Source organism: Deltaproteobacteria bacterium (genome assembly GCA_016218975.1).
In the GTDB taxonomy this organism is placed as follows: Bacteria; Desulfobacterota; Deferrimicrobia; order Deferrimicrobiales; family Deferrimicrobiaceae; genus JAENIX01.
Window position 1 is genome coordinate 98793 of record JACRCO010000053.1, and the last position, 20284, is coordinate 119076.

18 protein-coding genes are annotated in these 20284 nt (G+C 62.8%); 10 read left to right on the forward strand and 8 right to left on the reverse strand.

Annotated elements, in window-relative coordinates:
• Window positions 1–4 precede the first annotated feature (4 nt).
• Together trxA and HY896_07010 are read left to right on the forward strand one after the other, a co-directional pair.
• The gene (gene trxA / locus HY896_07005; protein ID MBI5576099.1) at window positions 5–331 is read left to right on the forward strand and encodes a thioredoxin; all 327 of its coding nucleotides are present in this window, start codon (window positions 5–7) and stop codon (window positions 329–331) included.
• Window positions 331–888, forward strand: coding sequence for a hypothetical protein (locus HY896_07010; GenBank protein MBI5576100.1), 558 nt, complete (start codon window positions 331–333; stop codon window positions 886–888). The genes trxA and HY896_07010 overlap by 1 nt, the downstream gene beginning before the upstream one ends.
• Here HY896_07010 and rodA read toward each other — a convergent pair.
• Genes rodA through HY896_07035 form a run of 5 tightly spaced genes read right to left on the reverse strand, consistent with a single transcriptional unit; the run spans window position 848 to window position 6231 of the window.
• On the reverse strand, window positions 848–1975 hold the full coding sequence (gene rodA, locus HY896_07015) for a rod shape-determining protein RodA (GenBank protein MBI5576101.1): 1128 nt from the start codon (window positions 1973–1975) through the stop codon (window positions 848–850). The genes HY896_07010 and rodA overlap by 41 nt on opposite strands.
• Window positions 1972–3831 carry a penicillin-binding protein 2 gene (gene mrdA / locus HY896_07020; GenBank protein ID MBI5576102.1) on the reverse strand — a complete coding sequence of 620 codons (1860 nt, stop codon included), beginning with the start codon at window positions 3829–3831 and terminating at the stop codon, window positions 1972–1974. The genes rodA and mrdA overlap by 4 nt, the downstream gene beginning before the upstream one ends.
• Window positions 3828–4313: a hypothetical protein gene (locus tag HY896_07025; GenBank protein ID MBI5576103.1), complete on the reverse strand. Its 486-nt coding sequence runs from the start codon at window positions 4311–4313 to the stop codon at window positions 3828–3830. Before HY896_07025 ends, mrdA begins: the two co-directional genes overlap by 4 nt.
• Window positions 4310–5155 carry a rod shape-determining protein MreC gene (mreC, locus tag HY896_07030; protein ID MBI5576104.1) on the reverse strand — a complete coding sequence of 282 codons (846 nt, stop codon included), beginning with the start codon at window positions 5153–5155 and terminating at the stop codon, window positions 4310–4312. The genes HY896_07025 and mreC overlap by 4 nt, the downstream gene beginning before the upstream one ends.
• A gap of 44 nt (window positions 5156–5199) precedes the next feature.
• Window positions 5200–6231: a rod shape-determining protein gene (locus HY896_07035; GenBank protein MBI5576105.1), complete on the reverse strand. Its 1032-nt coding sequence runs from the start codon at window positions 6229–6231 to the stop codon at window positions 5200–5202.
• Between the two features lie 185 nt (window positions 6232–6416).
• Here HY896_07035 and HY896_07040 point away from each other — a divergent pair, with 185 nt between their 5' ends.
• Both HY896_07040 and HY896_07045 read left to right on the forward strand, forming a co-directional pair.
• The gene (locus HY896_07040; protein ID MBI5576106.1) at window positions 6417–8285 is read left to right on the forward strand and encodes a SurA N-terminal domain-containing protein; all 1869 of its coding nucleotides are present in this window, start codon (window positions 6417–6419) and stop codon (window positions 8283–8285) included.
• On the forward strand, window positions 8286–9395 hold the full coding sequence (locus HY896_07045) for a thermonuclease family protein (GenBank protein MBI5576107.1): 1110 nt from the start codon (window positions 8286–8288) through the stop codon (window positions 9393–9395).
• A gap of 283 nt (window positions 9396–9678) precedes the next feature.
• On the opposite strand, the gene HY896_07050 is transcribed toward HY896_07045, so the two are convergent.
• Window positions 9679–12117 (reverse strand): sodium-translocating pyrophosphatase, encoded by a 2439-nt coding sequence (locus HY896_07050; protein ID MBI5576108.1) that lies wholly within the window; start codon window positions 12115–12117, stop codon window positions 9679–9681.
• A 304-nt stretch (window positions 12118–12421) separates the two neighbouring features.
• Here HY896_07050 and dusB point away from each other — a divergent pair, with 304 nt between their 5' ends.
• Genes dusB through HY896_07080 form a run of 6 tightly spaced genes read left to right on the forward strand, consistent with a single transcriptional unit; the run spans window position 12422 to window position 18343 of the window.
• A complete protein-coding gene (gene dusB / locus HY896_07055; GenBank protein MBI5576109.1) occupies window positions 12422–13387 on the forward strand; it encodes a tRNA dihydrouridine synthase DusB in 966 nt (321 codons plus the stop codon).
• A complete protein-coding gene (locus HY896_07060) occupies window positions 13384–14484 on the forward strand; it encodes a PAS domain-containing protein (GenBank protein MBI5576110.1) in 1101 nt (366 codons plus the stop codon). The genes dusB and HY896_07060 overlap by 4 nt, the downstream gene beginning before the upstream one ends.
• 2 nt (window positions 14485–14486) lie before the next feature.
• Entirely contained in the window at window positions 14487–15935 is a 1449-nt protein-coding gene (locus HY896_07065) for a sigma-54-dependent Fis family transcriptional regulator (protein MBI5576111.1), read from the forward strand.
• Entirely contained in the window at window positions 15932–16618 is a 687-nt protein-coding gene (thiE, locus tag HY896_07070) for a thiamine phosphate synthase (GenBank protein MBI5576112.1), read from the forward strand. The genes HY896_07065 and thiE overlap by 4 nt, the downstream gene beginning before the upstream one ends.
• Window positions 16591–17394: a hydroxymethylpyrimidine/phosphomethylpyrimidine kinase gene (locus HY896_07075; GenBank protein ID MBI5576113.1), complete on the forward strand. Its 804-nt coding sequence runs from the start codon at window positions 16591–16593 to the stop codon at window positions 17392–17394. Before thiE ends, HY896_07075 begins: the two co-directional genes overlap by 28 nt.
• Window positions 17395–17443: 49 nt before the next feature.
• Window positions 17444–18343, forward strand: a complete 900-nt coding sequence (locus HY896_07080; protein MBI5576114.1) for a patatin-like phospholipase family protein — start codon at window positions 17444–17446, stop codon at window positions 18341–18343.
• An 18-nt stretch (window positions 18344–18361) separates the two neighbouring features.
• On the opposite strand, the gene HY896_07085 is transcribed toward HY896_07080, so the two are convergent.
• Both HY896_07085 and HY896_07090 read right to left on the reverse strand, forming a co-directional pair.
• Window positions 18362–18925: a tetratricopeptide repeat protein gene (locus HY896_07085; protein ID MBI5576115.1), complete on the reverse strand. Its 564-nt coding sequence runs from the start codon at window positions 18923–18925 to the stop codon at window positions 18362–18364.
• 452 nt (window positions 18926–19377) lie between these two features.
• Complete coding sequence (locus HY896_07090; GenBank protein ID MBI5576116.1) at window positions 19378–20283, reverse strand: AAA family ATPase; 906 nt, start codon at window positions 20281–20283, stop codon at window positions 19378–19380.
• Window position 20284: the final 1 nt, after the last annotated feature.

Below are 20284 nucleotides of genomic sequence, written 5' to 3' on the forward strand. Positions count from 1 at the left end.
GAGAATGGCCGGAAACATCATGGAATTGAACGACGGAAACTTCAAGACGACGGTCGACTCCGGCCCGACGCCGGTGCTGGTCGATTTCTGGGCTCCCTGGTGCGGTCCGTGCAGGGTGATCGCGCCGATCCTCGAAGAGGTCGCCAGGGAGATGGAGGGGAAGGTGCGCATCGCCAAGGTGAACGTCGATGAAAGCCCGGACATCGCGTCGACCCTGGGCATCCGCGGAATCCCGACCCTCATCCTGTTCAAGGAAGGGCAGATCAAGGGCCAGATGGTGGGAGTCAACACGAAAGCCGGCATCGTATCGCTGATACAGAAAGGAATGTAGTGCGGCGTTCCGCCGCGTGGCTGCTCGCGGCTTTTTTTTTCGCCGCATGCGGCGCTAAATACCTCTCCGTAGGGTCGGTTCCCTTTCCCGCCCCGAACCCCGTGTTCCTGGACGAGCGGGGAGAACCGCGGGCGAACCTGCCGGAATCCTCCGAACCATTGCGTTTGATCTTTCTCGATTACGTGTGGTGCCCGCCGTGCGCGGATGTCTGGAAATCCCTTAAAGTGGCATCGCGGGACATCCCCGCGGGCAGCGTGCGGGTGTACCGGATCCTCTTCGACCGGGAACGTCTCCTCGGGCGCGAAGGTACGAAGGAGGTCGCCCCTCTTCGGCCCTCCGCTCAGCCCGATGCGGGCACGATTCCGGTAACTACACTGCTTGCGCTTCCCGGTCCCTTCAAGGCGCGTTACGGCCCTGAGCAGGCTCCGCTACTGCTTCTTGCGGACGCCGACGGGAAAGTGCTCAAAAAATGGACCGGCGCTTCCCCGTCCCTTGCCGGCTCGATCGTTTCGGAGATCAAGAGCTTATCGAGCTCTCCCCTCCTCCCTGAAATGTGAAGCGGCTTCGGGCCAGGTTCGTCATAATGCCGAGGGCCATCATGTTCGTCAGCATCGACGACCCGCCGTAACTGACGAACGGTAGCGGTATTCCCACTACGGGAAAGAGGCCGCAGACCATCGCGAGATTGATGGCGATGTGGGCCAGGAAGTAGACGGCCAGCCCGCCGCACGCGAAAGAAGCGAACCGGTCCTGCGAACGGGATGCCAGGTGAAACGCCCTTTGGACGAGCAGCAGAAAAAGAGCGAGCAGGACCAGCGTTCCCGCAAACCCCCATTCCTCCGCGAACACGGCGAAAGCGAAATCGGTGTGCTGTTCCGGGAGAAACCTGAGGGATCCCTGCGTTCCGCGCAGGTATCCTTTTCCAATGAACCCCCCGGAGCCCACGGCGATCTTCGACTGGATCACGTGGTACCCCGCCCCCAGGGGATCGCGCTCGGGATCAAGGAACGTGAGGACCCTCTGTTTCTGGTAGTCCTTCATCGCAAGCCACAGGGCGGGGATCAGAAGCGCGCCCGTTCCCCCCAGCCACAGGAGCACCTTCGTCCGCACGCAGGCGATCACGAGCATTCCCAGCAGGATGATGACGAACACGCCGGCGGTTCCGAGATCGGGCTGGAGCGCGACCAGCAGGAAAGGCACGATCACGAGCCCGATGGCCGGCAGGGTATCGACGAATCCGATCCCGCTGTAGCTGTACTTGTCGGCGAAGTATTTGGAGAGCGCGAGTACGATGGCGACCTTCGCGAACTCCGACGGCTGGAAATTGAAGGCGCCGAGGGAGATCCACCGCTGGGCCCCTCCCCTCACCTTCCCGGCTACGAGGACGATGACGAGGATCGCGAGGATGCCCCAGAATACGGGGCGGACGACCTCCTCGATCAATCCGTCGCCGGTCAGGTAACATGCGAAGAATGCGAGTATCCCGAGGAAGATCCAGACGAACTGCTTCGCGAAGAGGGGGAAGCCCGTCCCTCCGAACACCCGCGTTCCGCTGTACACGTTGAGCAGGCCCACGCCGCACAATGCAAGGGCGAGCAGGAAGATCGGCCAGTCAAGGCGCGCAAGCTTTCCCTTGCGGATCATCGCTTCTCCTTCTCCTTCTCCTTTGCCGCGGCTTCGGCCGGCTGCTTCGTCCGGAAATACTCCTGCATCACCGCTTTGACCACGGGGGCGGCGGCGGACCCTCCATGGCCGCCGTGCTCAAGCATCGCCACGACACAGATCTCCGGATCGGATACCGGGGCGAATCCCACGAACCATGCATGGTCGCGGAGATTGTAGGGGAGGTTCTCCGACTTGATCATCTTCCCCTTGACCGCGGCCACCTGTGCCGTCCCTGTTTTTCCTCCCACCTCGATCCCCTGGAGCTTCGCGGCGCCGCCGGTACCGTGATCGTTTACCACCCCCCCGAGCGCCCTTCGGACGAAAGCGACGTTCTCCGGCTTCCAGGGAAGTTTCCGGAGCATCTTCGGCGCGCGTTGTTCCACGGGGGCTTCCCTCGGCGCTATCCGGTCCACGAGACGGGGACGCATCACCTCTCCCCCGGTGGCGATGGAGGCGTAACCCGCAAGCATCTCGAGCGGCGTGACGTGGATCGCTCCCTGGCCTATTCCGAGGATCGCCCTCTCCGAATCGTACCACCTCTCCTTCGATACCTTCCGTTTCCACTCCGAATCGGGAACGAGGCCCTTCCTTTCCCCCGGAAGTTCTATTTCCGTTAGGGTGCCCAGGCCGGCGTCCCTCTCAAGTTTCGCGATCCGGTCCGGCCCGAGCCGCATCCCCATCGTGTAAAAATAGACGTCGCACGACTGCACTATCCCCTTGTACATGTCAACCGACCCGTGGCCCTTCTCCCTCCAGCAGCGGAAGGCCCGGTTCCCGATCCAGAGGTGTCCCGGGCACCGGACCGTGGCCTTCGGATCCTGCAACCCCTCTTCCAGCGCCGCCAGCGCGACGAACGGTTTCACGGTGGAGCCGGGGGCGTACGTGCCCTGGAGCCCCTTGTTCTGCATCGGCTTGCGCGGATCGTTGGACAGTTCCTGCCACTCCGCCTTCCGGATTCCCCTCGAAAATGCGCTCGGGTCGAAGGTCGGCGCGGAGACGAACGCCAGGATGTCCCCGGTCTTCGGAACCATGGCGATCACTGCGCCCGCCTTCCCTTCCATCGCCTCCTCCGCCGTTTTCTGGATGTCGGCGTCGAGGGTCGTCGTGACGATCCCTCCCGCGCGCGGCGGAACTTCCTCGACGAGGCGCTTGTCCCTGCCCGCGGCGTCCACCTCGACGTGCCGCCCCCCGTTTATCCCGCGAAGAACGTCGTCTTCCTCCCGTTCCAGCCCGTATTTCCCGACGACGTCCCCCATCCCGAGCAGCTCGTCCTCGGATGCGTCCAGCTCCGCCTGGCTCACTTCCCCCACGTATCCCAGGACGTGCGCGAACGCCCGCCCGTACGGATAGCTGCGCTTGGCTTCCACAAGCACCGAGAAACCGCGGAGGGCCTCCCGGTTGAATTCGATCACGGAGACCTGCTCGAACCTCAGGTCCCGAGCGACCGTGATGGAGCTGTAGGGATTTTTCTTCTTCGCATCCCGGATCTTTCCCGGAATTTCGTCAGTGTCGAAATCGACGATCTCCGCAAGGAGCTTGAGCTCGCCCTCGAGGTCCGCCACGTCGATCGGGGAGCATATGAGATCGAAGGAGGCCTGCGTCTCGGCGATCGGCCTGCCCTTGCGGTCAAGGATCTGCCCGCGCGGCGCCCGGATCGTCCGTATGCGCAGCCTGTTGTTTTCGGACAGGGTGCGGAAGCGCTCGTACTGCACCACCTGGAGCCAGTAGACTCTCACCATGAGAAGGGCGAACAAGCCGAACGCGACCCATATGACCGTCTGTATCCGCTTCACGATCTGCGGATCGTGTTCCCGTTTCCTGATACGCTGTGTCACTCTTTGACCCGGCGCCTGCGGCTGGACAGGTCCATGAACAGCGGGACGGCGACCAGCCCCGTCCATGCGATGCGTACCGCCTCCTGCGCGGCCCACAGGAATGAGAAGGGGCGGCTGCCTCCAAGCAGCACGAGGACGGCGACGGAAATCGATTCCGCGAGGAGCAGCCCGACCACCACCGCCAGGATCAGGTATTCCGCCCTGAGGTAGAACCGCATCCCGATCTCGCGCGAGGCGAAGTAGAGCGCCAGCGACGAGAGGAAGAAGGTCCACGGCGGCGAGGACACGGTGATTTCCCTGAATATCGCAGGGGGGATCGCCGCGAAAAACCCAAGTGGTCCGTGAAGGAACAGGCCCGCGAAGACTATCGAAAGGAATGGAATGTCCGGAAGCAGGAACCTTGGGATGAAACCGGAAAACCACCAGACGCAGACCGCGGTGCCGGCATAGGACGCCGCGAGAAGGACCAGGAATTCCCTCACAATTTTCCGGTCCGGAAAGGGATGGACGGGCGGGAGAGGACCACCAGCACCTCCTCCGCCGCCTGGAGGTTCACTGCGCACTGCACCTGGATCTTCTGAAAGAGGCCTTCCCTGGGTTTGTCCGCGCTGATTACCGTGCCGAGCAGCGTCCCCTTCGGCATGCTGCCGTCGAACCCCGAGAAAAGGATACGGTCGCCTGCGACTACGTCCTGCGTGGGCGAGACGTACTTCAACCGGCACAGGTTTCCGCCCATTCCTTCGGCGATCGCGCGAACCCGGCTTCGCTCGACGATCACGTCCGCGGCGAACCGCCCGTCGGTCACGAGGAGCACCTCCGAAACCCCCCTGTACGTTTTGTGGACGCGCCCCATCCCGCCGTAAGGCGTCACCACGGCCATGCCCGCCTCCACGCCGGATTCGAGGCCCGCGTCGATGAATACCGCCTGGAACCAGGGAGAGATGTCGTGTCCGACGACGCGCGCGCCGATCGCCTTCCTCTCGACCGACCCGGAGAAGGAAAGCAGATCCTTGAGGCGGCGGTTTTCGAGGACGGCGTCCCTGTTCTCCTGGAGCTTCTCCCTCAGGGTAACGATTTCCTGCCGGAGACGTTCATTCTCCCGGGACACGCCGACCAGAGCGATGTAGTGCGACCATATGGAGGAGATCCCCTGGCGAACGTAATCCACCGCGAGGTAGACCGGCCGGAAGACGAGCGAGGCGGAAGCGTGCACCGCATCCGTGCGCGAAAGCGCGGCGGGGGGATGCACGAAGATCTGGATTGCGACGGATATCAGGGCGACCGCAGTAAGCAGCCGCCACCATTTTCTAAGGAACGATCCCATAGGCGAATCTTGCTGTCACGAACCGCAATAATGCGTACGTCGTTTCAGTGGAGAGCCACCTGGCGGAGAAGGTCCAGCTCGTCCAGCGCCTTCCCTGACCCGAGCACGACGCAGGAAAGGGGGTCCTCCGCGACAGTGACCGGCAATCCGGTTTCTTCCCGGAGAAGGGCGTCGAGGTTCCGTAGAAGGGCTCCCCCTCCCGCCAGGACGATGCCACGTTCGTAGATGTCCCCCGCCAGCTCGGGCGGCGTTTCCTCGAATACGCCCTTGACGGCGTCCACTATGATCCGTACCGTCTCGGAGAGCGCTTCGCGAATCTCGTCCGAGTGCAGCGTCAGCGCCTTCGGTACGCCCGATACCATGTCGAGCCCCTTGATTTCCGTCGTTTCCGAGAAACCCGGGAAGGCGTTTCCTATCGTCACCTTGATGAACTCGGCGGTGGGCTCGCCGATCAGCAGGTTGTACTTGCGTTTCACGTATTGCAGTATCGCTTCGTCCATCTTGTCGCCCGCGACACGGACGGACTGGCTCTTGACTATCCCCCCGAGGGAGATCACCGCCACTTCGGTCGTCCCGCCGCCGATGTCCACTATCATGTTGCCGGAAGGCTCGGTGATCGGCAGGCCCGCCCCGATGGCGGCCGCCAGCGGCTCTTCGATGAGGTAGACTTCCCGGGCGCCGGCGCTCTGGGCGGACTCGCGCACCGCGCGGCGCTCCACCTCGGTGCAGCCGTAGGGAACGCAGATTATGATCCGCGGCCTGACCAGCGTGCGGTGCTTGTGCGCCTTCCGTATGAAATAGCGCAGCATCGCTTCCGTCACCTCGAAGTCGGCGATGACCCCGTCCTTGATCGGGCGGATCGCCACTATGTTTCCCGGCGTGCGCCCGATCATCCTCTTCGCCTCGATTCCGACAGCGAGCACCTTCTTGGCTCCGCGGCTGTCGCGGTGGACCGCCACCGCCGACGGTTCCGAGCAGATGATCCCTTCGCCCTTGACGTATACAAGCGTCGTCGCCGTTCCCAGATCGATCGCAAGATCGTTCGAGAACAGGCCTAAAAGCTTGTTGAAAATCATCCGTTCCCTCCGAATGTCTTGAAAATTCCGTGGGCCGCGGGTATTCGTGTAATTCTAACAAGCCGGTCCCCCCTTTGCAAACATTTGGGGGATCGCGGCGAATACCGTTGAATTCATACCTGCGGGCGCATTAACATATTATGTTTGTCGTCAAATCCGCAACCTTACAGGAGACACGATAAGCCATGCTGGACGTCCTCCGGCGGAACGCCGGCTCTTGGGCCATAAAGATCATACTGGGATTCATCGCGGTCACGTTCGTCTGGTGGGGGGTAGGCACATACTCCGAGCGCGAAAGGGACGTGGCGGCTACGGTCGGAAAGCAGAAAATATCGATGGGCGAGCTTGCCGAGGCTGCTGCGGAACTGGAGAAGTCCTACCGGGACGTCTACGGCGCAGCCCTCACACCCGAGATGGCAAAGGCCCTCAATTTCCGGAAACAGGCGCTGGACGGCCTGGTCAAGCGGACCCTCATGCTCTCCGAGGCGAAGAAGCTGGGGCTCACGGCCGCAGACGAGGAGGTGCAACGGGAGATCGCCGCCACGCCCGCCTTCCAGGTCAACGGGCAGTTCAGCGAGCAGCAGTACCAGAACACGCTGAAGTACAACCGCATCGCCCCCGCCGCCTACGAGGAGACGAAGCGCCAGGACATCACGCTGAGGAAGATCGAGGGGTTGATCGCCGCGGATGCGCTCGTCCCGGAGAGCGAGGGCAGGGACATCTTCCGCCTGGCCACCCGCAAGGTGCGGCTGCTGGTCGTCACGGCGGATCCCGAAAAGATGAAGGGCGTCGCCGCCCCGGCGGAGGCGGAGATCGCGGCAAGATACGAGCAGGCAAAGGAATCCCTTCGCATCCCGGCGCGTGTGAAGCTCCTGCTTGCCCGCTTCGAGCCCTCGTTCTTCGCGCGGGACGCGCAGCTCACGGACGCCGAGATCCGCGCATTCTACGAAGGAAACGCCGACAAGTTCAGGAACGAGGAACAGCGCCTCGTTTCCCAGATCTATCTACCGTATTCGAAAAAGGACAAGGACGCCGTCGCGAGAAGGGTTTCGGAGATCATGGTCGAAGCAGGGAAGGGAAAGCCCGAATTCGAAAAACTCGCGAAGAAACATTCGAAGATGAAGACCGGCGAAACCTGGATGCGGCGCAGCGAAGCCAGGCAGGAGGTGGCGGCTCCCCTCTTTTCCGCCGCTGTGGACTCTCTTGTCGGACCTATCGACGTGGGAAACGGCTTCCTTCTCGTTCGCGTAAACAGGATCCGGTTCCCGGAGACGCTTCCCCTCGCAGAGGTCAAGGACCGGGTCGCGGCGGTGCTCAAGCGTGATAAGGGGAAGGACGTCGCGGTCATCAAGGCGTACGAGGCCCACACGAAGGTTCAGGAGTCGAAGGACCTGAAAAGCGCATGCGCTCCGTACGGCATCGCCCCGACGGAAACCGGGTGGTCGGGCGGCGCGAAGGACGAATCGGCTCCCCCGGCTGTATTCCAGGAAGCGCTGGCGCTGTCCGTAAAGGAGATCGGGCAGGTCAAGACGGTCGGTGACGTTCATTACCTGTTCCAGGTTGTCGCCAAAGAGGAATCGCGAATCCCGGCATTGAGCGAAGTACGGGAAAAGATCGCGGCCATGGCGCTCCGCGATAAACGGAGGGCGGCCGCCCAGGCGGAACTGCTGAAAGCCGTTTCCGGGGCGAAATCCCACTCGGATCTCGCGGCGGGCGCGAAAAAGGCCGGCCTCCCGGCGGTCGCTACCGGCCAATTCGCTCCCCTTTCCGATCCCCTGCCGGAAAACCTGCCCCCGACAGGCGAGATGCGGAAGACGCTCCTGTCGCTCTCCATGAAAGCGCCCGTGCTGACCATGCCGGTGGAAGTCTCCGGCAGGTTCATAGCCCTTGCCCTCGCAGGCGAACAGGAGACGGATGAAAAGGAGTGGGCCGCCAGGAAGGACGCTTTCCTGCGCAGCGTAGCCGAGCAGAAAAAAAGCCAGCTGATCGAAGCCTTTCTCGCCGAGCGCCGCGTCCGTGAAAAGGTGGAGATCAATCCCGAAGCGCTGAAATAATTGGCCCGGGGACCATCCCGCATTTCTTACCCGGCTTCATGGCGCCGGGTCGGCCCGTTCCTGGCGCTGCTCGCGTTCGGCCTCCTTTTTCCCGCCGCGATCCCTGCCGTAGAACGCGCCGAGGTGGTTGAGATCGTCGACGGCGACACCGTCCGCATCTTTACGGACGGAAATATCCGCACCGTCCGCCTGATCGGCATCGACGCCCCGGAACGCTCCCATCCATCCCGGCCGAAGGAGTTCCAGTCCGACGAGGCCTCGGATTTCCTTGCAACCCTATGCGGCGGAAAAATCGTCGAGATGGAGGGCGGCAACGAGGATACGGACCGTCACGGGCGGCTCCTTCGATACCTCGTCCTTCCGCCTCCCGACGGCAGGCTCGTCAACCGGGAAATGGTGCGCCACGGATACGCCCGGGTGAATCGGGGCTTCCCGTTCTCCCGCGAAGCCGAATTCACCGAAGCGGAAAAGGAGGCGCGGCGGGAAGGTAAAGGCATCTGGCGGGAAGGAGGGCTTGCCGAGTCCCGGTGGGCGAGGTCGCAGGGAACCCCTTCCGTCGAAGTCCATTCCATCGGGGGCGGAAATTACTCGGTCGCCTGCTGCGGAATGGTGAAATCAGGCGTCGGCCGCGACGATCTCGGGAAGACCGTCCAGGAAATCCTTCGCTTTCGCGCGGAGTACTCCGACAAGGATTTCGCGAGGTCAGCAAGGGAAGCCGGGTTCCACCCGATCGCTGCGGAAATGCCCCCTGCAGCTTCCGTCACTCCATCAGATGCCCGGGAATTCACCCCGCCGCACGTTTCCGGCCCGTTACCTTCCGGTGTTATCGCTTGGGACGAGGCGCACCGGCATGCAGGGAAAGAAATCGTGGTGGAGGGGAAGCTGGTCCGGGTACACCGGGCCGGGAAGGTCCTCTACCTCAACTTCCATACGAACTGGAAGAAGTACCTGACGGTGGTCGTAATGGGGAAGGACCTCCGGAAGTTTCCGAAGAACCCGGAGGCGCTCTACAAGGGAAAAACCGTCCGTGTCCGCGGGAAGGTCACCATGTACAAGGACCGCCCGGAGATGATCATTCGCTCTCCCAAGGTCATCAGTGTCATCAAGTAACATCCGCCCGCTCGGCTCCCCGAAAAGACCATCGCGATCATCAATTAACTTAAAACAGGGACGTTCCTCTTAAAAACGGGGACGTTCCTGAACTTTTTTCCATCACACGCCAGAAAAAGTTCAGGAACGTCCCCGTTTTTAAGAGGAACGTCCCCGTTTTTTTTAAGGAACGTCCCCGTTTGTAAGTTAAAAAAATGCCCGCCGGGGAGTTGCGCCCCGGCGGGCATCCTTGCATCGGGGGCAGCGGGTTTTCTACCGCCGCCAGGTCGGCTGTTTCAGAACTCTACTTCACGTCGACCGGGATCCGCATCGAGTAGAACGACCGCCATACGAAGACGGCGGAGATGAGGAAGAAGACGGCCGCGAGGCCCGTGGTGATCGTCTTGTCCGTGATCGTGATGGCCAGTTCGACGGCCAGCAGGCCGAACAGGGTGGTGAACTTGATGACCGGGTTCATGGCGACCGAGGAGGTGTCCTTGAACGGGTCGCCGACGGTGTCGCCCACGACGGTGGCGGCGTGCAGCTCGGTCCCCTTCATGTTGAGCTCGGTCTCGACGAGCTTCTTGGCGTTGTCCCAGGCGCCGCCTGCGTCGGCCATGAAGATCGCCTGGTAGAGCCCGAAGATCGCGATGGAGATGAGATAACCGATGAAGTAATAATGGTTGACGCAGGCGAACGACAGGGTCCCGAAGAAGACCGCACAGAATATGTTGAACATCCCCTTCTGGGCGTACTGCGTGCAGATCTCGACGACCTTCTTGCTGTCTTCCACCGAGGCCTTCTCGGCTCCCGCGTCCAGCTTGATGTTCCTCTTGATGAAATCCACCGCGCGATAGGCGCCGGTGGCGACGGCCTGGGTGGCCGCGCCGGAGAACCAGAAGATCATCGCCCCGCCTGTGACAAGCCCCAGCAGGAAGACCGGGTTCAGTATCGAGAGCCCGGCCGCCACGTCGGCTTTGCCGAACATCTTTTCCAGCACCTGGATGATGGAAAAGATCAGCGTCGTGGCCCCGACCACGGCGGTCCCGATGAGGACCGGCTTGGCGGTGGCCTTGAAGGTGTTGCCGGCGCCGTCGTTCTCCTCGAGGTACATCTTGGCTTCCTCGAAGTCGGGGGTGAAGCCGAAGTCCTTTTTGATTTCCTCGGAGATGTTGGGAAGCGTCTCTATGGTGGAAAGCTCGTACACCGACTGGGCGTTGTCCGTCACCGGGCCGTAGGAGTCTACCGCGATGGTGACCGGCCCCATCCCGAGGAACCCGAAGGCGACCAGGCCGAAGGCGAAAATCGCGGGCGCCGCCATGATGCCGCCCAGCCCCGCAGTGCTGACGCCGTATGCAATCGCCATCAGGGCGATGATCGCGAACCCCATCCAGTACGCGCTGAAGTACCCCGCCACGATGCCGGAGAGGATGTTCAGGGACGCCCCGCCTTCACGTGAGGCGGTGACGATCTCGCGAACGTGCCCGGAGTTGGTGGAAGTGAAGACCTTGACCAGCTCCGGGATCAGGGCGCCGGCGATCGTGCCGCAGGTGATGATCGTCGCAAGCTTCCACCACAGGGACGCGTCACCCTGCAGACTGGGGACCAGGAGGTATGACAGGAGGTAGGTCATCGCGATGGAGACGAACGATGTCAGCCATACCAGCGTGGTGAGCGGAATCTCGAAGTTGAATTTTTTCGCGTCGGCGAACTTCGCACTCGCGATCATCCCGTTGATGTAGTAGGAGACGGCGCTGGTGACGATCATCCCGATGCGCATCACGAAGATCCATACCAGGAGCATGATCTGTGTGACGGGGTTGGGGACCGCGAGGATGATGAAAGTGATGAGCGCGACGCCGGTGACGCCGTAAGTCTCGAACCCGTCGGCGGTGGGGCCGACCGAGTCGCCCGCGTTGTCGCCCGTGCAGTCGGCGATGACGCCGGGGTTCCGCGCGTCGTCCTCCTTGATCTTGAAGACGATCTTCATGAGGTCGGAGCCGATGTCGGCGATCTTCGTGAAGATGCCGCCCGCGATACGCAGCGCCGCGGCGCCCAGCGACTCGCCGATGGCGAAGCCGATGAAGCAGGGGCCCGCGTAGTCCCCGGGGACGTAGAGGAGGATAAAGAGCATGATCACAAGCTCGACGCTTATCAGCATCATGCCGACGCTCATACCGGATTTCAGCGGGATCTCCATCGTCGGGAAGGGTTTGCCCCTGAGGCCCGCGAATGCGGTCCGGGAATTAGCGTAGGTGTTGATCCGGATGCCGAACCAGGCCACCCCGTAGCTTCCCAGGATGCCGATGATGCTGAAGATGACGATGATTACGACCTGGACGGTGGCGTAGTGCAGCAGGAACCCGAAGTAGACCACCATGATCGCGGCGATGAATGCCCAGAGGAGCGCGATGAACTTCCCCTGCGTTATGAGGTAGGTCTTGCAGGTTTCGTAGATCAGCTCCGAAATCTCGAGCATCGCCTTGTGGACGGGAAGGTTCTTGATCGCCAGGAACTGCATGAACCCGAAGCCCATTCCCAACAGGCATATTACGAGCCCGCCCACCAGGAGGTTGTGCCCCGACATCCCGAGGAACGAAACGCTGCCCAGATCCGGGATCTTAAGCTCCGCCTCGCTGGCGTTTGCGACGGCGGCGAACGTCAGGATGAACAGCGGGATCGCGCAAACCGCCAATATTCGCGCGACGGTGGATAGTTTGAGACGGCGTGCCTTGGATAACATCATGCCCCTCCCTGCCATGGAATTATGAATGGTGAGAAATGCGGGTTCAGACGGGAAATCCCCCTGGATTTAAAAAGCAAAAACCGCTTTCCGGAGACGCTCCGAGGATAATGAAACTTGCATTAAATACCACGGCTTTCCGGCGGGGTCAAGGGGAAAACGTATACAGTATCCGGACACGTTCCGCGGGCGAGCCGCCGAGACGGGGTACCCGTCGGGCCGGGTCCCGGCAGCTCGCCGGCAGCTCGCCCGCGGCTCGCCCGCGGAACGTGCCCCCGCGGGAAATGTACGTTATATTAGGTTGATGGAATTCAGGGGGAAACTGATCCTCGCGCCGATGGCGGGGATCACCGACACGACGTTCCGGCTCATCTGCCGGGAAAACGGGGCCGACGCCGTCCTCACCGAGATGGCCTCCGCGAAGGGCCTCCTTATGCAGCCTGAGCGGACCCGGCGGTTCCTGGAATATTCCGTAGCGGAACGCCCCATCGGGGCTCAGCTTTTCGGCGCTTCCCCGGTGGAAATCGGCGAGGCCGCCGCCGCTGTAGGGGGCATGGGATTCGATTTCGTCGACATAAACATGGGATGCCCCGTCCGCAAGGTAACCGGGGGGGGCGCCGGGTCGGCGCTCCTTGCCAACCCCGTGCTGGCGGGTGAAATCGCCGCCGCCGCCGTCCGGAACGCGGGCATCCCCGTCACCGCGAAGATACGCGCAGGTTTCGGAGCGGATACGGACGGCTTCCTGGATGTGGCGCGGGCGGTTTTCGAGGCGGGCGCCGCCGCCGTGACCCTCCACCCCCGCACGCGGGGCCAGATGTTCTCGGGCCTGGCGGACTGGAGCCGGATCGCTGCGCTGAAAATGGAGTTTCCGGACCGTATAATCATCGGCAACGGCGATGTAAGAACGCCCGGGGACGCGGCCCGCATGATTTCCGAAACCGGATGCGACGCCGTCATGGTGGGGCGCGCGGCGCTCGGCAATCCGTGGGTCTTCCGGGAAATGCGGAACGATCCGGCGCGGCTCTTCGCTCCGGCGGGACCGGCGGCGCTCCCTTCCGCCCCGGCCCTTCCCGCCGGCGAACGGCGGGCGGTCATCCTTCGCCACGGCGAGGAGATGCACCGGCGGCTGGGGAACGCCGGGATCCGCGACATGCGCAAGCACCTGGCATGGTACAGCAGGGGAATCCCGGGAGCCGCCGCCTTCCGGGGAGATCTTGTGAGGGTTTCCACGCTCGAGGATTTCCGCGCAGCCGTCGAGCGATTCTATTGAGCGACCTCCACCAGCAGGTCCTGGAATCGGTCAACACAGGGATACTGGTGTTCGACGGAGACGGAAAACTCGTCTACATGAACCCGGCCGCTGAAGAGATACTCCAGGGATCGGAGCAGTCCCTCAAGGGCAGGCATTACCGGACGCTTTTCCGGGGAAGCCCCTCGGCCGTCCGCATCGCGAGGAAAGCGCTCGCCGAAAACGCCGCCGTCACCGGATTCGACGTCGGGCTCCGCCTGCCCAACCGGGGACCCGAGATGCCCCCCCTGTCGGTAATCATCGGCGCGTCTCCCCTTTCCTGGCCGGGGGGCGAGTTGCGGGGCGCCGTGCTGTCGATGAAACCGTCGGAGATCCTTACGATGGTGGAACGGGAAGAGCAGGCGGCGTTGAGCGCCGAGGAGATGCAGATGCTCGCCTACGGCATCGCGCACGAGATAAAGAATCCGCTCGGGGGGATACTGGGGGCGGCCCAATGGATTCTCCGCAGGGAGGCGTCCGAGTCGGAGCGCGGGGAGGGGATCCGGCTCATCCGCAGGGAGGCCGAGCGGATCAACGGACTCGTCGAGAAGATGCTGGAAATGGGGAAGCCCGCACGCAATCCGAGGCCTTTCGCTCTTCTCGCGCTGCTGCTCGAAGCGGAGGAACTTCTGAAAGCGGAGGCCCGCGCCCAAGGCAAGGAGATAGCATTCGAGCGTCATGTCGACCCGAGCCTTCCCGACGTCCTCGGGCATCCGGACGCGATCTTCCGGGCGATCGTAAACATCATCAAGAATGGGATCGAAGCGATCGGGAAAAAGGGAACCATAAGGATAGACGGGCGGATGAACGTCAATTTCAGGGTCAGCCGGGGGAGAGGCCGGAAACGCTCCTTCCTCGATGTCATAATCGCCGACGACGGGTCAGGGATGTCCGAAGAGGACATCCGGAAGGCATTTCTACCCTTTTACACGACCAAACCGAAAGGGACGGGCCTGGGGCTTGTCATGGCCCGCCAGGCCGTCACCCGCAACGGCGGCAAACTCGAAATAAAGTCCGTGCGGGGAGCCGGAACGACGGTTAAAATATCCCTTCCCGTCGAACCCGGGAAGAAGGCCTGACGTTGAAAAAAGTCCTGATCGCAGATGACGACGAAAGCATCCGCTGGGTCCTCCAGAAAGCGGTGACGGGGATGGGGTACTGCGCCGACCTCGCCGAGGACGGCGACAAGGCGCTCGCCCTGTTGTCGAAACACCCTTATGCCGCGGCTTTCGTGGATATCCGGATGCCGGGGATGGAGGGGATAGAGGTGCTCGAACGCGTCCAGGCGAGAAAGTCCTCCACCCGGTTCTTCGTCATGACAGCCGTCCGGCGGCCCGACGCGGCGGCGCGATCCACGCGCGCGGGAGCGGCTGAGTTCATCACCAAGCCGTTCGACCTGTCGCACATAGAAAAACTTCTCAAGGACCTGGAAAAGGAATCCTCCTCGCGGGAGCGGCCGTTCCGCGAGGAGGACGCCGAGGAGTGGCGGTCGTCCCGGATCGTCGGGAAAAGCCGCGCCATTCTCGAGGTGTTCCAGAGCGTCGGGAAAATCGCGGACTCGGAGGCCACCGTCCTGCTGCTGGGCGAACGAGGCGTCGGCAAGGAGCTGGTGGCCCGATGCATCCATGATCTTGGCACACCCGGCGGTCCGTTCGTGACCGTCAATACCTCCGCCATTCCGAGGGACCTTCAGGAGGCCGAGCTGTTCGGATTCGAAAAAGGATCGTTCACCGGCGCGGAAACCGCACGGGAAGGAAAGCTGGAAGCCGCCATGGGGGGAACGCTTTTCCTGGACGAGATCGGCGACACCCCGCACGAGCTGCAGGTCAAGCTGCTTCGCGTCCTCCAGGAAAAGGAATTCACGAGGCTCGGCTCGAACCGTCCTCTCAAGTTCAGGGGCAGGGTTATCGCAGCCACCAACCGCGACCTTAGGCGGCTTACTGCGGATGGGAAATTCCGCGAGGACCTATTCGACCGGCTGAACGTCTTCCCCGTCCGCGTACCTCCGCTTTCCGAGAGACGGGAAGACATCCCCCTGCTGGCCGATTTCTTCCTTCAGAAATACTGCACGCTGCTTTCCCGGCCTCCGAAGTCGTTCTCGAAAGAGGCGCTCGAGGAGCTTTCATCCCGCACCTGGAAGGGGAACGTCCGGGAGCTGGAGAATTTCGTGCAGCGCCTGGCGGTCCTCTCCGCCGGAAAACTCCTGCGCAAGGAGGAGGTCGTCCGCGAGCTGGCGAAGGCGGAAGGGGCCCCCGACCTTTCCACCGCCCCCCTCGAGCAGCTGATAGAGGAAAGGATCCGGGAGTTCGTGCGCCGATTCGGCGAAACCATCGGCGACGAGGAGAACCTTCATGCGCTTTTCCTGCGCCAGATGGAGAAGCCGCTTATCAAGGTCGTGATGGAGGCGGCGGGGGGGAACCAGATAAAGGCCGCCGGGATCCTGGGCATCAACCGGAACACGCTCCGCAAGAAACTCGTTTTCCTGTCGCTCTTTCCGAAATCCGGGAAGAAGAAAAGGAAGTCCCGTTGAACAGCGGCAACGCGGGCGTTCCTGCGGCCGGACGGATCCGCGGCCTTTACGCGATACTCGATCCTTCCGCGGCGGTCCGCGGGGGAGAAGACCCGGAAACGTCCCTCGACCTGGCCCTTTCGGAAGCGCTGGAGGGCGGATGCCGCACTTTCCAGTACCGGGACAAGTTTTCCCCTGCTCGCCTGCTGCTCGCGCGGGCGAAACGTTTCGCCTGCGCTTGCCGTGAGGCGGGAGCGCTCTTCCTGGTGAACGACCGGCTCGACGTGGCGCTGCTTTCGGGGGCGGAAGGATGCCACCTGGGACAGGACGACCTCCCGCTTCCCGCCGCCAGGCGAATCGTTCCGGAAAATTTTCTCCTCGGCGTTTCCACACATAACGTCTCCGAGGCAAGGAAGGCACAGGAGGATGGCGCCGATTACATAGGAGTGGGCGCCGTATACAGGACGATGAGCAAGGACGATGCGCTGGAACCTCGCGGCCCCGGGCTCGTGCAGGAGGTCTCGGAGGCGGTTTCGATTCCAACGGTAGCCATTTCGGGTATCACCCGGGAGAACGCGCGTGAAGTCATCCGCGCCGGGGCCGCCGCATTTGCCGTGATCTCGAACCTTTTTTCCGGACCGGGTGTCCGCGAACGGACCGAGGAGTTCCTAAGGATATGGGAAGAAGAAACGTCCCGCCGGTGATATTGGCCTTCGGAGGCTACGACCCCACGGGCGGCGCGGGTATACTGATGGACGCGAAGGCCATCCACGCCGCGGGGGGGTATGCCGCAGCAGTACCCTCCTGCCTTGCGGTCCAGACAACCGCCGCCTTTCATCGCATAGTCCCCATTCCGCGGGACGCTGTCGACAGCTCGCTCGCATGCGCTGCGAAAAGCTTTCCGATTCGCGCGGTGAAAATCGGCATGGTTGGAACGCGGCAGTCTGCGGAGAGCATCCTTTCATTCCTTGACCGTAATCCCCGGCTGCCTGTCGTCCTCGACCCGGTGCTGCGGGCCTCCTCGGGAACCCCTCTCCTCTTCGGGAACGCCTTGCCCGCGTACCGGAAGCTGCTGTTTCGCGCAAACGTGATTACTCCCAACCTGCCCGAGGCGGAGAAGATCCTCGACCGGAAGCTCCGCACGTTCGGCGAGGCGATAATCGCCGCGAGAGACATATACGGCGCAACCGGCGGGAACGTAATCCTCAAGGGAGGACATTTCCCCTGGAAGGGCAAGCGGGGAATCGATATCGTATTCGAGGACGGCCTCGTCACCCTTCTGCCGCCGGACGGAAAACCGGCCCGCCGCGATGCGCACGGCACCGGATGCGCCCTTGCGTCGGCCATGGCTGCACGGTTGGCGCTTGGAGAGCCGGTCGTGGACTCGGCCCGGTCCGCGAAAAAGATGCTCGAATGGTGGCATGCCGGGGGATTCCCGTCGTCGGAGGGCCGGTGGACGCTTTTCGCCCGCCGCGGGTAGCCCGCTTTTCCCACGATACACGATGAAGGGTTAAGGAGGCAGAACGCCGATGCTTCGCTGCGGGGCGCATGCTATTCTTTTCGCAACGATTCTTTTATGCGCATCATGCGCGCACAGGGAGGCGATCTCGCCGGCCGCAGTCAAACCCGCTCCCAAAGGTCCCAAGGTGGCCCTTGCCCTCGGCGCCGGCTCTTCGAAGGGGTTCGCCCACATCGGCGTCCTGAAGGTCCTTGAAGCCAACAAGATACCCGTCCACATGATCGTCGGCACCAGCGCGGGAAGCTTCGTCGGATGCTTCTATGCGTACGGATATAACACGTACCAACTTCAGCGGCTCGCGTTCGCAATCGAGAAAGGCGACATCGCCGACCTCACCGTCCCCGACAACGGGTTCATAAAGGGAGAGAAGCTTGAGGAGTACGTCAATCGGGCCGTCCGGAACACTCCGCTCGAGAGCATGAGGATCCCCTTCTACGCCATCGCCACGGACATACAGAGCGGGCAGGAGTTCGTCTTCGGAACGGGGAACACGGGGAAGGCCGTACGCGCGAGCTGCTCGATCCCCGGCGTTTTCCGTCCCGTCCGGATCGGCCAACGAACGTACGTGGACGGCGGCATCGTAAGCCCGGTGGCGGTGGACGCGGCGAGAAAGCTCGGGGCCGACGTCGTCATCGCGGTGGACATCTCATCGGACCACGAGGGGGGGCCGGCCCCCGAGAGCACCGTGGACACGATTCTCCACTCTATCGGGATCATGTATGCGCGGCTCTCGGCAAATCAGCTCGGCCGTGCGGACGTCGTTATCCGGCCGAAGGTCGGCCACATCGGAGCGAGCGATTTCAACAGGCGGCACGATGCGATCCTGGAGGGCGAGAAGGCCGCCCAGGACGCATTACTCAAGATCAGGGACGTTCTCAGGCTATACGGTGAGGGAAAGACGGGGCTGTAGCCTCGGCCGCGCCGGAAGTTATTCCACCCCCCATTCGCGCAACCGCTCCCGGACGGATCTTTCCAGCGCAGACCTTTTCCCGTTCGAGACCGCGAGGAATGCGGAGTAGCCCTCGGCTGCCCTGGCGCGTTTTCCCATTCGTTCGTAGACAGTCCCGAGGTGATAAAGAACATCGGCGTCGGAGGGAAACCTGCGTCTGGCGGCAATAAGCGTCTCTTCGGCTTCCGCAAGAAGGCCTTGCCTCGATTGGGCGATGGCAAGATTGACGCGGTGGGCCGGGCGTCCGGGATCGAGAAACGCCGAGCGGGAAAAAAGCTCCGCTGCCTCAGGGTTGCGTCCCTCGCTCAAGCGAAGTATGCCTTCATTCATCAGTGCTGATGGATATTCCGGATCCATGGAAAGCGCCGTTTCGATCGCGTTGCCTGCCTCTTCCGTTTTTCCCTGGCGCAGAAGTGCAATGCCAAGGCCGTTCCACCCCTCGATAAGCGACGGATCCTGCCCGACAAGCTCGCGGAACCGGCGTGCCGCGGCTTCCCAGTCGTTGCGCTCCCCGGCCTCGATCCCTTCGTTGTAGCACGCCATCGCAAGCGTCCTGTCATCATGCTGTGGCCGCGGCGCCGCAGGGGGAGGAAGAGGAGGCAGCGGATGCGCGTTACGGGAACCTGCGCGCGACGGAACGGAAGGCGGCGCCGATCGCCGGGAGCCGGCCGCTGCCGGAGTTCGTTCCTGCGTGGTCTCCGGATTCGGCGTATCTCGGGGAACAGGGGCTTCAACCGTCGGGGCCTGGGTGGGGCCTGCGTTAACGACCGCGCCCCCGGCCGGTTGCTGCAGGGCAATGCGGGGAGCTTCCTGCGTGAAGCGGCGAAAGAAATAAGCCCCTGCCGCGAGGAGGCACACGACGGCAAGTGCAGCTCCCGCGCGCATCGCGAGCTTTTTCCGTTCGGCGGGCGCATGCCCCGCGTTATGGATTATGCCAGGCGAAGCCGACGACGACGTCGCGAACTGCGCTTTGCGCAACGCATCCTGGAGAAGACTCAAAAGGCCCTCCCGTGCGCCGCAAGCACCGCCAGGATCGCCGTGGCCGTGGTGGTGGCCGCCCAGGGCAACCAACGTTTCGCGCGGCGGAATATGCCGGCCCGTTCGGCGAGGGACTCGGCCGCGCGCCGCACGTCTTTTCGCTCGACGACCGCCGAGCCCCTCAGGAATGCGGCGAGAAACGCCCGGTCGCACAGCTTGTTTATCAGACGCGGCACCCCCCGCGTGCCCCGGTACACCGCCCTTTCCGCCCCGGGCGCCATCAACGGCCGCCCTCCGCTGCCGGCCACCGCGAGCCGATGCCCGATATACCGGGCGGTCTCCTTATCGGTCAACGGCAGGATTTCCGCCCGTACGGTGACCCTCTGGGTGAGCTGCCGCAGCTCGGGCAGCGACAGCTTTTCCTTCAGCTCGTTCTGCCCTATGAGAACGATCTGGAGCAACTTTCGTTTGTCGGTCTCCAGGTTGGACAACAGCCGGATTTGCTCGAGCAGGGCCGATGGCAGGTTCTGCGCCTCGTCGACGATCAGGACAGGGAGCCTCCCCTTTTCCGCCTCCGCAAGCAGGAACCTGTTCAGCTCGTCGAGGCAGTCCTTCTTCGTCCCGCGGGGATCCTCTCCGCCGAAGTCGGTCAGGATCGCTCTTACTAGTTCCTTTTCCGTCAGCAGCGGATTCACTATAAGGGACGTCGAGTGTCGTTCCGGCAGCCGCGAAAGCATCGCCCTGCAGACGGTGGTCTTCCCGACCCCGATGTCCCCGGTGATGACGATGAACCCTTCGCCGCCCCCAAGACCGAACTGAAGGTGGTCGAGGGCCTGCTGATGGCTCCCGGACAGGAACAGAAAACCGGGGTCCGGCGTGAGGGAGAACGGCTTTTCCTTCAGTTGGAACCAGGCCTCGTACATG